The organism is Glutamicibacter sp. NPDC087344 (assembly GCF_044744225.1).
Classification (GTDB): Bacteria; Actinomycetota; Actinomycetes; order Actinomycetales; family Micrococcaceae; genus Glutamicibacter.
In genome coordinates, this window is record NZ_JBIUXY010000010.1 from 14,272 (window position 1) to 26,327 (window position 12,056).

At 59.1% G+C, this 12,056-nt stretch carries 13 protein-coding genes; 6 read left to right on the forward strand and 7 right to left on the reverse strand.

Annotated features, from left to right (window positions below; all coding sequences use genetic code 11):
• Positions 1 to 2: 2 nt before the first annotated feature.
• Positions 3 to 776, reverse strand: coding sequence for a uracil-DNA glycosylase (locus tag ACIOWL_RS16550; protein ID WP_400387519.1), 774 nt, complete (start codon positions 774 to 776; stop codon positions 3 to 5).
• 157 nt (positions 777 to 933) lie between these two features.
• Here ACIOWL_RS16550 and ACIOWL_RS16555 point away from each other — a divergent pair, with 157 nt between their 5' ends.
• The 3 genes from ACIOWL_RS16555 to groL all read left to right on the forward strand — a co-directional run bounded on the left by ACIOWL_RS16555 (position 934) and on the right by groL (position 3,812).
• Positions 934 to 1,224, forward strand: a complete 291-nt coding sequence (locus ACIOWL_RS16555; RefSeq protein ID WP_400387522.1) for a DUF3263 domain-containing protein — start codon at positions 934 to 936, stop codon at positions 1,222 to 1,224.
• Positions 1,225 to 1,270: 46 nt separating this feature from the next.
• Positions 1,271 to 1,882: a LytR C-terminal domain-containing protein gene (locus tag ACIOWL_RS16560; RefSeq protein WP_400387524.1), complete on the forward strand. Its 612-nt coding sequence runs from the start codon at positions 1,271 to 1,273 to the stop codon at positions 1,880 to 1,882.
• Positions 1,883 to 2,177: 295 nt separating this feature from the next.
• Complete coding sequence (groL, locus tag ACIOWL_RS16565; RefSeq protein ID WP_400387527.1) at positions 2,178 to 3,812, forward strand: chaperonin GroEL; 1,635 nt, start codon at positions 2,178 to 2,180, stop codon at positions 3,810 to 3,812.
• Between the two features lie 91 nt (positions 3,813 to 3,903).
• Here groL and ACIOWL_RS16570 read toward each other — a convergent pair whose 3' ends face one another.
• Positions 3,904 to 4,806 (reverse strand): DUF4031 domain-containing protein, encoded by a 903-nt coding sequence (locus ACIOWL_RS16570; RefSeq protein WP_400387530.1) that lies wholly within the window; start codon positions 4,804 to 4,806, stop codon positions 3,904 to 3,906.
• Positions 4,807 to 5,041: 235 nt separating this feature from the next.
• Here ACIOWL_RS16570 and ACIOWL_RS16575 point away from each other — a divergent pair, with 235 nt between their 5' ends.
• The gene (locus ACIOWL_RS16575; RefSeq protein WP_400387533.1) at positions 5,042 to 6,313 is read left to right on the forward strand and encodes an LPXTG cell wall anchor domain-containing protein; all 1,272 of its coding nucleotides are present in this window, start codon (positions 5,042 to 5,044) and stop codon (positions 6,311 to 6,313) included.
• A gap of 107 nt (positions 6,314 to 6,420) precedes the next feature.
• Here the strand turns inward: ACIOWL_RS16575 and ACIOWL_RS16580 are convergent, their stop codons facing one another.
• The 4 genes from ACIOWL_RS16580 to ACIOWL_RS16595 form a co-directional block, all read right to left on the reverse strand.
• Positions 6,421 to 6,711 carry a WXG100 family type VII secretion target gene (locus ACIOWL_RS16580; protein WP_400387536.1) on the reverse strand — a complete coding sequence of 97 codons (291 nt, stop codon included), beginning with the start codon at positions 6,709 to 6,711 and terminating at the stop codon, positions 6,421 to 6,423.
• A 96-nt stretch (positions 6,712 to 6,807) separates the two neighbouring features.
• Positions 6,808 to 8,361, reverse strand: coding sequence for a sensor histidine kinase (locus ACIOWL_RS16585; protein WP_400387538.1), 1,554 nt, complete (start codon positions 8,359 to 8,361; stop codon positions 6,808 to 6,810).
• 44 nt (positions 8,362 to 8,405) lie between these two features.
• The gene (locus ACIOWL_RS16590; RefSeq protein WP_400387541.1) at positions 8,406 to 9,113 is read right to left on the reverse strand and encodes a response regulator transcription factor; all 708 of its coding nucleotides are present in this window, start codon (positions 9,111 to 9,113) and stop codon (positions 8,406 to 8,408) included.
• Between the two features lie 58 nt (positions 9,114 to 9,171).
• Positions 9,172 to 9,390, reverse strand: a complete 219-nt coding sequence (locus tag ACIOWL_RS16595) for a hypothetical protein (protein ID WP_400387544.1) — start codon at positions 9,388 to 9,390, stop codon at positions 9,172 to 9,174.
• A gap of 250 nt (positions 9,391 to 9,640) precedes the next feature.
• Here ACIOWL_RS16595 and ACIOWL_RS16600 point away from each other — a divergent pair, with 250 nt between their 5' ends.
• Together ACIOWL_RS16600 and ACIOWL_RS16605 are read left to right on the forward strand one after the other, a co-directional pair.
• Positions 9,641 to 10,024, forward strand: a complete 384-nt coding sequence (locus ACIOWL_RS16600) for a cold-shock protein (RefSeq protein ID WP_400387545.1) — start codon at positions 9,641 to 9,643, stop codon at positions 10,022 to 10,024.
• A gap of 3 nt (positions 10,025 to 10,027) precedes the next feature.
• Positions 10,028 to 10,651, forward strand: a complete 624-nt coding sequence (locus ACIOWL_RS16605) for a DUF3027 domain-containing protein (protein ID WP_400387546.1) — start codon at positions 10,028 to 10,030, stop codon at positions 10,649 to 10,651.
• 72 nt (positions 10,652 to 10,723) lie between these two features.
• Here the strand turns inward: ACIOWL_RS16605 and serC are convergent, their stop codons facing one another.
• Complete coding sequence (gene serC / locus ACIOWL_RS16610; protein ID WP_400387549.1) at positions 10,724 to 11,845, reverse strand: phosphoserine transaminase; 1,122 nt, start codon at positions 11,843 to 11,845, stop codon at positions 10,724 to 10,726.
• Positions 11,846 to 12,056 lie beyond the last annotated feature (211 nt).

Below are 12,056 nucleotides of genomic sequence, written 5' to 3' on the forward strand. Positions count from 1 at the left end.
TCTCACACACCAGGAATCGACCAGTTAATCGGCGCTTGTCCCGCATCGGACAGGCGCCGATTGATTTCCGAAAAGGGCCGCGACCCGAAAAAGCCGCGAGAGGCCGACAGCGGGGACGGGTGGGCGCTGGTAAGTTGCGGCATCCGGTCCATCAGCCCCGCCAACTTTTGAGCGTGTTTTCCCCACAGGAGGGCAATTGGGGGATTCTCCCGGTGGTTCAGGGCCGTGATCACCGCTTCAACGACGGCGGACCAGCCCAGCTGTTGATGTGCCCCGGCGTTGCCGGCGGCGACCGACAAGGATTGGTTGAGCAACAGTACCCCCTGCTTATGCCAGGCGCTCAGGTCAGCATGGGCGGCCGGGGGAATTCCCACATCGTCCTTGAGCTCTCGATAGATATTGGCCAATGAGCGGGGCACCGGGCGCACGGAAGCCTCCGCGGCGAAGGCCAACCCGTTTGCATGACCGGGGGTCGGGTAGGGGTCCTGCCCGATGAGCACCACCCGCACCTGGGCCGCGGGAATACCAAGTGCGCGCAACATCACGTGCGGGTCCGGGAGGATCTGTTCGCCCGAGGCGCTGCGCTGCGCCAATTCGCCGGCGATGGATCGCAGTTGCCGATTGAGCGGCTCCAGTACCGTTTCCCAGTCCTGAGCGATGAATCCGCGCTCCGCCAGGTACCTGGCGCCGTGGAAAAAGGGGAAATCGGCCGCCTCGTAACGGACCGGCGGATCCGGCTCCGGGGCCGGGAAGAGGGCGGGCTGCACGTTGTCCATGGCATCCATTCTGCCGTTATTCTGGCGTGGCTGTGCCCTAAGGCGCGGCGCTGTGCGGGTGAGTTGGTTAGAATATCGGTGGTATGTCCACCACTGGTGGCGCAAAACGCAGAACCGAGACCGGACTGAGCCGGGTGAAGGAATGAGGTGTGGACGCATGGCTGAGGATGAAGTGCTGGTGGATTTTGTAATGAATCCCGACTCTGAACTGGATGAGCGTTCCCAGCAGATCCTGAACATGGAAAAGTTGTGGTGGAAGTATGCTGGCGCCAAGGAACAGGCCATTACCAAACAGTTCTCCATGTCGCCGACGAATTATTATCAATTGCTCAACCAGTTGATTGAAACGGACGCGGCGCTGGCTTACGACCCAATGCTGGTAAAACGCTTGCGTAGGCTTCGGTCGACGCGACGTCGTGTGAGCGGTACCGTCGGGTCCGGACGATAAGTTCCGAAACCGACCGCGACCAGTCAGACCTCGATCAAGGACAAGAATGACCAACTACCCACGTGACGAATTCGATCGCGTTCCGGAGTTCAACACCCGTGTGGGTTCACACCACGCCAACGGGTGGGCGCAGTCTGCCGCCTCCAAGTCCAGCGGTGGGAAACTTCGTTGGGTGGTCATTGCCGCGGTCCTTGTTGTTTTGGTCGGGGCGGTTGCCTACTTCTTCGGCCCCGGGGGAGTGAAGCCGCTACTGGGGTCGGCGCCAGAAGTTACCGAGTCCAGCATCCCGACGCCGAGCCAAGAACCTAGCGCCAGCCCGAGCGAAACCGAAAGCGCGATACCGTCGGCATCCAGCACCATCGACGACGACGATGTGCTGTTCGGACAGCTGGTCGGTGTGTACAACGGCGCCAGCATCGCAGGAATTGCCTCGGCCGGCCAAGAAGCCTTGACCGATGCCGGCTTCACGAATGTTACGGTCAGCAACTGGACCCGCCCGGCAGAAACGTCCACGGTGTACTACACCTCTGAGGCCTACCGGACGACCGCCGAAAAGGCTGCTGAGCTGATGAACATCGACGAGGTTTTGCAAACGACCAACATTCCCAACCGGGTGACCGTCGTGATGGGTGCGGACGACACCCTCGAAGTGCAGTAATCGCACAGTAATCATTTGCTTCGCTGTAAGCCGATCGGCTTGCACTCGCAGGGCGAGAGTGCCAATATTTGTATTAGCACTCATGCGTTGCGACTGCTAACGCCGATCGGCTTTTTGCGTTGATTCGCCGCCGGACCGGTTCTTGCACCGCTGCGCACCGAGCGTGAAGAATACCTCAGATAGCGAGAGCTGAAACGGTTGCTGGCCCGATGCCGGCCCGTTGCACTCGTCCGTCGCGGGCGCTGTCTGTCGGTTGCATTTTCGCAAAATCGTCCCGAAAGGACCGAAAGCCACTATGGCCAAGATGATTGCATTTGACGAGGAAGCACGCCGCGGACTAGAGCGCGGCCTGAACACCCTTGCCGACGCCGTAAAGGTGACCCTGGGCCCACGCGGCCGCAACGTTGTTCTGGAAAAGAAGTGGGGTGCCCCGACGATCACCAACGATGGCGTGTCCATCGCCAAGGAGATCGAGCTGGAGGATCCTTACGAGAAGATCGGCGCAGAGCTGGTCAAGGAAGTTGCCAAGAAGACCGATGACGTCGCAGGCGACGGCACCACCACCGCAACGGTTCTCGCCCAGGCACTGGTCAAGGAAGGCCTGCGCAACGTTGCTGCCGGCGCCGACCCAATCGCCCTGCGCCGCGGTATCGACAAGGCCGTAGAGGCCGTCACCGCAGAGCTGTTCGCAGCCGCCAAGAAGATCGAGTCCAAGGAGCAGATCGCTGCGACCGCTTCGATCTCCGCAGGCGACCCGGAAATCGGCGGCCTGATCGCCGAGGCCCTGGACAAGGTTGGCGAGCAGGGTGTGATCACCGTTGAAGAGTCCAACACCTTCGGCCTCGAGCTGGAGCTGGCCGAGGGCATGCGCTTCGACAAGGGCTACATCTCCGCATACTTCGTCACCGACGCTGAGCGCCAGGAGACCGTGCTGGAGGACCCATACATCCTCATCGTGAACTCCAAGATCTCCTCGGTCAAGGACATGGTCACCTTGCTGGAGAAGGTCATGCAGTCGAACAAGTCGCTGCTGATCATCGCCGAAGACGTTGAGGGCGAGGCCCTGGCTACCCTGATCCTGAACAAGATCCGTGGCCTGTTCAAGTCCGTTGCCGTCAAGGCTCCGGGCTTCGGCGACCGCCGCAAGGCCATGCTGACCGACATCGCCATCCTGACCGGTGGCCAGGTTGTGTCCGAGGAAATCGGCCTGTCCCTGGACAACGTGGGCCTCGAGGTCCTGGGTACCGCCCGCAAGGTGGTTATCACCAAGGACGAGACCACCATCGTTGAAGGCGGCGGCGAAGCCGACGCCATCGAAGGCCGCAAGGCCCAGATCGCAGCCGAGATCAAGAACACCGACTCGGACTACGACCGCGAGAAGCTGCAGGAGCGCCACGCAAAGCTCTCCGGCGGTGTTGCAGTGCTGAAGGCTGGCGCAGCTACCGAGGTTGAGCTCAAGGAGCGCAAGCACCGCATCGAAGATGCCGTGCGTAACGCCAAGGCCGCTGTGGAAGAGGGCATCGTGGCCGGCGGCGGCGTTGCACTGATCCAGGCTGGCGCGGCTGCATTCGCCAAGCTGGAGCTGGACGGCGACGAGGCCACCGGCGCGAACATTGTTCGTGTTGGCATCGAAGCCCCGCTGAAGCAGATCGCACTGAACGCCGGCCTGGAGCCAGGCGTTGTAGCCGACAAGGTCAAGGGCCTGGCTGCCGGCCACGGCCTGAACGCCGCCACCGGCCAGTACGTCGACCTGCTGGAAGCTGGCGTGAACGACCCGGTGAAGGTGACCCGTTCGGCGCTGCAGAACGCCGCGTCGATCGCTGGCCTGTTCCTGACCACCGAAGCCGTTGTTGCAGACAAGCCAGCTCCGGCCGGCGCCGCACCAGCCGGTGACGACATGGGTGGCATGGGCGGAATGGGCGGCTTCTAAGCTTCCTGACCCGGTCGGTCCCGTACCGAACCCAGCTGTTGCCTGTGGCCCGTTTCCTTCACGGAAACGGGCCACAGGCCGTTAACAAAATTCAGAACTCTTCGCCGAGCCAGGTGTGCAGGGTTTTTACTTCGGCCCCGACGTTGCTGCGCGCCGCGGCCTCCCAGCGCGTAATACCCTGGGCGGTGCTGTAGATATTCTTTTTCTCCAGCAAAGATCCCAGGACCTTGATCCGGCCGGTGGCCAAGGCCGGACGGGGGAAATGCGCGTACTCCTGGTAGATCGCCTGCGCATAACGTTGGTAGGCCGGCTGCGGCCTGGCGAGCACTTCAAGGTCCGCGTCGCACAGGATCCGTCCCAACTTATCGTTGGCGCCCGGGGAATGCCCGGCCGTCAGCAGGACCAACTCGCTGACCTTGGCCACGGCCGCAGGATTCAGCACCCCGGTGAGTCGCTCGCGAGCCAAGATGGCTGAACGGGTTTCGTCCTCTGAGGTTCCCTCATACACCGCATCGTGGAACCACGCGGCAAGTTGCAACAGCATTCGTTCCTGCGCGTCACTCTGGTCTTTGGCCAGCCAATCCAGGGCTTCAAGCACCGAGAGCAAATGAACCCGGTCGTGGTAACGCCGATGTCCCTGGGCCCACAGTCCGAGCAGTTCCTGACCCAGCTGCGGTTCGGTGGGTAGTGTTTGCGCCCAGCGTCGGGTGAGCACTCGATCAAGCTTCTCCGGGCGGTACTTGGCAGGAATCCGCAAACCCGAAACGATCAGCGCGCGCACCAACTCACTGGCGGAAACTTCACGGGCACCGCCAGCCACCAGCTCGGGATACCGTTCGAGCGGAACATCGTAGTGGTCGCGGTCGAATGCGCGCTCAGGAATCTGATGCGACCGGGCGAAATCGTGTAATTCATCCAGGGTCGCATCGGACACCAGATGAGAAAAAACCGTTCCATGGGCGGGCCATGACGGCGGGTCGATCAGGATGCTCATAGGCTCTAGCGTACGTGTTAGTTCCCGATTCCCCGCGGTGCTCCGCCCGGCCGTCGCGAGTGGGAGCCTTGGCAGCCGATGAAGTACCCGCAGGCACTTGGTACCTGCGGAGTTTTCGGCTAAGTTGTACCTTAATCATCTTGCATCTTCACAGGCTAAAACCTGTTCTCACCACTTCGGAACACACCGGTGTCCGAAATACAGGACTGTGACTTTTTTGGGGAAACGAGACTCTATGCCAGCTAAGGTCAACACCACGTTGCTGTCCGCCGCAGTTATCTCGGGGCTTCTGGTCTCCGGGGCACCCGCCCAGGCTGCAGAAACAACCGAAGAAAGTGTTCACAGTGTTGTGGTTGAGCAACCAGCCACAGCACAAACTCCGGAAACATCACCCGTGGTTTCCAACGCCGAAACCAGTGCCGCTGTGCTGGAACCAGCGGGAGCCGCCACGGCGGAAGAATCCTCGGTTGCAGTCGAGGCCAACGAGCCATCAGTTGGCAACACCACCGATGAAGTGACCACTGCGGCCGAAACGTCCCCGGCCCAAGAACCAACGCAGGAACCCGCCAACGGTACCGAGCCGTCGGTTCCGAGCGAAGACACCGCCGCCGCACCGGAAGCATCGACTCAGCCGGTGGACGAAGTTGCCGAATCCGAAGAGTCGGTTCCTTCCGCAACTGATGATGTGCTCGACTTTGGATACGTCGAAGGATCGCAGCCGGACGAAGAGGACGACACGTCGCAGAACAACCCGCTGACCTCGTTCCTCGAATCCGAAGAAGGCCAGCAACTGGCCGAAGAATTCGGAGATCTGGAGTTCGAACTCGGTGAAGACGACGAAGCTTTTTGGGAATCAGCCAGCCCGCTGTTGCCCGAGGGCAGCGAAGAATGGGATGAAGCTCAGTGGGAGGCCTTCTATGACACCGAAGAAGGCCAAGAATTTATTCAGGTGATCGAGGACGAATACACCGCTGGTTCTCTTGAGCTCACCGAAGAGGAAGAGCAGCTCCTAGAAGAGATGCTTGAACTATTGCCAGAGGACGCTGAAGACTGGAACGAAGAACAGTGGGTTGATTTCTTCCAAACCGAAGCCGGTGAAGAGTACCTAGCGCTCGTCTTGACCTACATGTTGGACACCGTAAGCAGCGATGCAGAACTTGAAGAACTGATCGAAATGCTTCGTGCGGACTTCCCCCTCGACGCTCAGTGGCTTGAGAATTTCCTCGCGTTCTATTTTGGTGAAGAGCACAACGGTTCCGAAGAGCAGACCCCTGAAGAAGAGGTACAAGCGACGCCTTCACCGCAACCAGGTGAGGTCAAACCGGTCGGTCAAGTCGAGCATACAACACAGCCGACTGACACCAAGAGCTCGGTGGAAGACACCACGGCACAGGCTTCCGGGGACCAGCTGGCCGATACCGGTTTCAGCTCGGTGCTGCTGGCCGGAGCCGGCGCGCTGCTGCTGCTAGCCGGAGCAGTTTTGCTTCGTCGTCGCCATCAGGCCTGAGGCGTCGAGTTAGCACGAAAAATAGTCAATAACAAAAACTGGTCGTTGGAGTTCTCGCTGGAGAATCTCCAACGGCCAGTTTTTGGTTCGTATTGCCGCAGCTCGGGTTAGTAGCGGAAGAGCGAGGTGTTGACCTGTTCTACTTCTTCGTACTGAGCCGATGCATGTTGCAGCGCCGCCGCGATGTTGCCCAGGGCCTCTTCAATCCTCACGTGGGTGCTGCGCCATTCGGCAACGATTGAATGGAAGGACGTGGCCGCCGAACCTTGCCAGGTGCTCTGCAACTGGTCGAGATTCATCTGCATGGTGGCGACTTCCGAGCGCAACCGGTCGATGGTGCTCATGACCGCTTGGGATTTGGCCTGCATTTCTCCGGTATTGGTAGAGAACGTACTCATAATTCCTGCTCGCCTTTCATCGGGTGTCGATGAGCCAACAATAGGGAGCCGGACAGCTGTGCGTCCCGGGTGGAGCACCGGCTGTGGACAAGTGAATTACGGTTCGAGTGATCCCGGCTCAAAATCAAAATCATCGTCGTCACGAGGCTCAGGCATCGGAACGTACGGCAGGGAAATAGCCATGGTGGCACCGCCACCTTCGGTTTCGCTCAGCGACACCGACCCGCCGTGTTGCTGGACGATCGCCGCAACAATCGCCAGGCCGAGCCCGGAGCCACCGGTTTCCCGTTGCCGTGAGGCATCTGAACGGTAGAAACGCTCGAAGATCCGCTTAGCGTCCTCGTCGGGAATCCCATGGCCGTGGTCGCGAACTTCCAGGACTGCATCAAGCGATCCGGCTACCAGCGAACGAACCCCGACCGCGATCTCGATGGGAGTGCCCTCCGGGGTGTAGCGCAGCGCATTGGTCAGCAGGTTGGCAATAACCTGCCGGATGCGTGCGTCATCGCCCACGGTGCTTGCGGGGCTCGGCTGTTGGCTGGAGAGTCCCACCAGGGTGACCTTGCGGTCGGGTGCACGAACCCTGGTGTCTTCCACGATGTCCTGGCCGAGCACCAGCAGGTCGACCGCCTGCATTTCCATGGGGCGTTGTTCATCCAGGCGAGCAAGCATCAGCAAGTCCTCTACGAGCTGCGCCATACGTTTGGATTCGCTTTCGATTCGGCCCATTGCCGAGTCCAATGCTTCAGGGTTCGCCAACCCACCGTGGCGGTAGAACTCCGAGTAACCCTGGATGGTGACCAGCGGGGTGCGCAGTTCATGTGATGCGTCCTGGATGAAGCGGCGCATCTTGCGTTCCGAGGCTTCGCGGTCCTTGAAGGCTTTTTCAATCTGTGCAAGCATCGCGTTCAATGAACGGGAGAGCCGACCGACTTCCGTTTCGGCCGGATAGTCGGTGACACGCTGAGTGAGGTCACCGGCCGCGATCATGGAGGCGGTGCGTTCGACGTTGGCCAGCGGCTTCAGCGACCGGCTGGTGAGTGCGTAGGCGATCATGGACATCACCAGGGCTGCCAGCAGTCCGGTGGACAGCACCAGGATGGCCGATTGCTGTGCCGTGTTATTTACGGTGTTCAGCGGGATGGCGAGGAACAAATTGTGATTGCTGCTCTTGAGCTGTATCACCATGGTGCGCCAGCCCGCCGAGTTCGACTGGATTCCGGGAATGGTGGTTGGTTTGTTGGGGGTTTCCAGCAACTTGTTGATGTTGTTGATATCCAACAGTGGAGAATCCAGTGCGGTACTCGGCGAAACTCTGGAGCGCGGCATGATGTAGACGATTTTTCCCTCGTCATCACGGATGTCCGCGTAGGAGCTGTTTAGTCCCAGTAGCGTTGGGTCGAAGTCGGTGAATCCGTCGGGGTCATCGGGATTGTCTACCGAATACAGGTAGGCCTTGTTCAATCCCAGACCCATCGTTGGTCCGGCGGCGACGAGCTGCTCGTCGATCTGGTTGGTCATCGAAATCCGTAGCGTGTGAGCTGAACTCACCGCTGTGGCGACGATCGCGACGATCATCAGCCCGAACATCACTGTCACCAGTTTGCTGCGCAGCGTGGTGCGCCGCCAGAGCGAACGAATCGACTTCATATGATGACTTTACAAGCCCCTTGGTTTGCGAATGGGTATAAACGTTAACGACGGTCAGGGGTGCGCATCAAATAGCCGACACCGCGCTTCGTCTGGATCAGGGCTGGCCATTCGGGGCGGTCAACCTTGCGGCGCAGATACGAAATGTAGGATTCAACAATCGAGGCGTCCCCGTTGAAGTCGTATTCCCACACGTGGTCCAGGATCTGGGACTTGGAGAGTACGCGGTTTGGATTCATCATCAAGTAGCGCAGGAGTTTGAACTCGGTAGGCGAGAGGTCAATGATTTCTCCGGCCCGGCGAACCTCGTGCGCATCGTCGTCGAGTTCAAGATCGGCTACAACAATGGTCGCGTTCTCTTCTTCACCAGAGGATGTGCGACGGAGTACCGCACGAATACGGGCAACAACTTCATCCAGGCTGAATGGCTTGGTGACATAATCATCGCCGCCGACGGTCAGTCCAGTGACCTTGTCCGTGGTGTCATCGCGTGCGGTGAGAAACAGTACCGGGAAGTGGCGTCCGGCGGCACGCAGCTTGCGGGTAATGGTGAATCCGTCCATATCCGGAAGCATCACATCGAGCACGGCGAGATCTGGTTCTTCGGCTTCAACAGCTGCCAGCGCATCGCGGCCATTGGCGGCGGAGACTACTTCGAATCCCGCAAAACGCAGGGAGGTGGACAGCAACTCGCGGATGTTCGGTTCGTCATCGACAACGAGAAGTTTTGCCTCTGGGGTTTTAGCACTCATAAACCCCAGTGTGCCTAAGAAGTCTGGGAGTCGCCTGTATGAGAGCTGGACTATCGAATTAGTTGTTGCGGCGTCTGATGATGTTGCCGATAACCACCACACCACCGAGGAGGAAGGCGACAGGCAGGCCCCAGACTCCCAAAATCATCAGCATGGGTGGAATGGTGATTTCCTGGAAATAGAGCACCAAGACCGCAACGAGGGCCAGGGCCGAGGCGATCGCCAAAACGATGGCTAGACGCGAAAATACGGACATGGTGACAGATAAGGTGCTCACGGTTCCTAGTTTACCGTTACAACCTTTCCCGTTACTCCCGAAGCAAAGAACCCTCAAGGTGATTTTGTGTGCGAATGAATGACATAATCAAAGGTAAACAACTTGATTCGACTCCGTACGTCGAGCACCCGGGAAAAGAATTCGACACACCCGGCGAACGCTCCGCGGAAGCGAACACATGAAAACAGCATGGTGCTGAGCAGGCCTCGACCATGCGGCTACGCACGAGAAACGAACGAGGTGTAACGGTATGCCTACCGGCAAGGTGAAGTGGTACGAGAAGTCTAAAGGCTTCGGTTTCATAACCACTGAAGATGGTAAAGAAATTTACGTGAACGCTGCGGCACTGCCCGATGGCCTGCATGAGCTGCGCCCTGGCACACGGCTCGAATTTGGTGTTGCTGAAGGTCGACGCGGGCCGCAAGCATTGAGCCTGCGTGTTCTGGAGTCCGCGCCTTCGGTAGCGCGCGCCAAGCGCAAGAAGCCCGAAGATGAAGCCGCCTTAATTGAAGACCTGATCAAATTGCTGGACAGCGTTTCAAACACCTTGCGTAATGGGCGCTATCCTGAACATGCATACGGCAAAAAAGTTGCTACCGTGCTTCGCGCGGTAGCCGACGATCTGGACGCATAAATAATGGCCCGTAAACCCAAGCTGGACACCATCCTCGCCGAAGCGGTTGATACTGCGCGGCTTTCCTTGGCTGAAATCGCCGGGGGAGCTGAAATTGGCGAACACCTCGGCGTTACGGCCGAAGGTGAGCGACTTGTCACCCATAGATTTATCTCCCTAAAAAAGGGTTACCAGGGATGGACATGGTATGCGACCCTCGCACGGGTGCCTCGGGCCAAATCGAAGGATCTGACGGTTTGCGAAGTCGGTCTCATTGCAGGCGAGGATTCGCTGTTGGCCCCGGCATGGGTGCCATGGGCCGACCGGTTGGCCAAGGAAGAAATCGAAGCCGCTGAAGCCGAACAACATGCAGCCGAACATGAGCAGTCTGCCGAAGACGAGACGTCATCGGAAGACACAGTAGCTCAGGATTCCCAGCAGCTTCCGGCGCTTTCAGAAAATGAGGCACCGGACGAGTCGGTAGAGTCCGACCCTACGGTGAACGATGAGGTGGATTCCGAAGACGAAGAAACCTTGCCGACGCTCAAATCACCGGCTCGGCGTCAGGTTCGCCGTAGGCGCACCGCGCAGCGAACTGCCGCACGCCGGCGCGCCGCGCAACGGAACCGGGCGCGTAAAGACGGCTAACGTTCAGATAACAAGTGAGGCTCGGACCATCGGTCCGAGCCTCACTTGTTATGACTTCATATTTCTTGCGACTTAGAGCTGCTCGATCACGTAGTCGATGCAGTTTAGGAGCGCCTCAACGTCTGCCGGGTCGATGGCGACGAACGTGGCGATGCGCAGCTGATTGCGGCCCAGCTTGCGGTACGGCTCCACATCCACCACACCGTTGGCACGAAGCACCTTGGCGATAGCTGAGGCATCGATGCTGTCATCGAAATCAACGGTAGAGATGACATTTGAACGGTGCTCTGGGTTCGCCACGTACATCGAAGCGATCTCGGAAGCTTCAGCCCAGGCACGAACCTTTCCTGCGGACTGTGCCGTACGCTCAGCTGCCCAGGTGAGTCCGCCGTTGGAGTTGATCCACTTGATCTGGGAGTCCAGAAGCACCAGCGTGGTCAGCGCTGGGGTGTTGTAGGTCTGGTTTTTCAGCGAGTTATCCAGAGCAGTCTTCAGATTCAGGAAGTCTGGGATCCAGCGGTCGGTTGCTTCGATTTCCTCGATGCGGGCAATGGCCGCTGGGGATACGAACGCGATCCACAGCCCGCCGTCGGATGCGAAGTTCTTCTGCGGAGCGAAGTAGTAGACATCGGTTTCAGCCAAGTCGACGGCGAGTCCGCCGGCGCCACTGGTGGCATCGATAATCATCAGTGCATCGTCGTTCGCACCCTCAACACGTTTCACCGGTGCGGCCGCACCGGTGGACGTTTCATTGTGAGGCCACGCATAGACATCAACGTCGGCTTCCGCCACAGGAACGGGAACGCTGCCTGGCTCGCTGGTGATGATGGTTGAAGCGGCCAAGAATGGTGCCTTGTCGGTCGCCTTGGCGAACTTGGAACCGAACTCACCGAAAGAGAGGTGCTGCGCCTTATTGCGAACCAGTGAGAACGCTGCAGCGTCCCAGAATGCGGTTGCGCCGCCGATTCCCAGCAGAACCTCGTAACCCTCCGGCGCATTGAACATTTCCTTCAGTCCGCTTTGAACCGATGCGACAAGGTTCTTGACCGGAGCCTGGCGGTGTGAAGTACCCAGGATCGAATCCGCTGCCTCAACGATTGCCTGGACTTGCTCTGCGCGAACCTTGGAGGGACCAGCGCCGAAACGGCCGTCAGCTGGCAAAAGGTTCTGTGGGATGGTGATGTCCGTGCTCATCGTGCTCCTCGATATAGCTATAGATTGAAGGGCCGAGGGTCCTACCGTTCCGCAGCGCGGAATAAATAGGGTAATCTCAGGCGTTTCAGTACTATCCTCGCAAACCATGAGTGTTTCAGAGAAAAACCGGACGGAGGGTTACGACATCCTTGGTGTCCGGCTCTGTAACGAATTTGTCCGACACACACAGTAGAGTGTGTAGTGACGTCTC

What these genes read in the sequence shown, in the direction of transcription:
- ACIOWL_RS16550 (WP_400387519.1), bottom strand. Translation starts at nt 776, where the DNA reads ATGGACAACGTGCAGCCCGCCCTCTTCCCGGCCCCGGAGCCGGATCCG.
- ACIOWL_RS16555 (WP_400387522.1), top strand. Translation starts at nt 934, where the DNA reads ATGGCTGAGGATGAAGTGCTGGTGGATTTTGTAATGAATCCCGACTCT.
- ACIOWL_RS16560 (WP_400387524.1), top strand. Translation starts at nt 1,271, where the DNA reads ATGACCAACTACCCACGTGACGAATTCGATCGCGTTCCGGAGTTCAAC.
- groL (WP_400387527.1), top strand. Translation starts at nt 2,178, where the DNA reads ATGGCCAAGATGATTGCATTTGACGAGGAAGCACGCCGCGGACTAGAG.
- ACIOWL_RS16570 (WP_400387530.1), bottom strand. Translation starts at nt 4,806, where the DNA reads ATGAGCATCCTGATCGACCCGCCGTCATGGCCCGCCCATGGAACGGTT.
- ACIOWL_RS16575 (WP_400387533.1), top strand. Translation starts at nt 5,042, where the DNA reads ATGCCAGCTAAGGTCAACACCACGTTGCTGTCCGCCGCAGTTATCTCG.
- ACIOWL_RS16580 (WP_400387536.1), bottom strand. Translation starts at nt 6,711, where the DNA reads ATGAGTACGTTCTCTACCAATACCGGAGAAATGCAGGCCAAATCCCAA.
- ACIOWL_RS16585 (WP_400387538.1), bottom strand. Translation starts at nt 8,361, where the DNA reads ATGAAGTCGATTCGTTCGCTCTGGCGGCGCACCACGCTGCGCAGCAAA.
- ACIOWL_RS16590 (WP_400387541.1), bottom strand. Translation starts at nt 9,113, where the DNA reads ATGAGTGCTAAAACCCCAGAGGCAAAACTTCTCGTTGTCGATGACGAA.
- ACIOWL_RS16600 (WP_400387545.1), top strand. Translation starts at nt 9,641, where the DNA reads ATGCCTACCGGCAAGGTGAAGTGGTACGAGAAGTCTAAAGGCTTCGGT.
- ACIOWL_RS16605 (WP_400387546.1), top strand. Translation starts at nt 10,028, where the DNA reads ATGGCCCGTAAACCCAAGCTGGACACCATCCTCGCCGAAGCGGTTGAT.
- serC (WP_400387549.1), bottom strand. Translation starts at nt 11,845, where the DNA reads ATGAGCACGGACATCACCATCCCACAGAACCTTTTGCCAGCTGACGGC.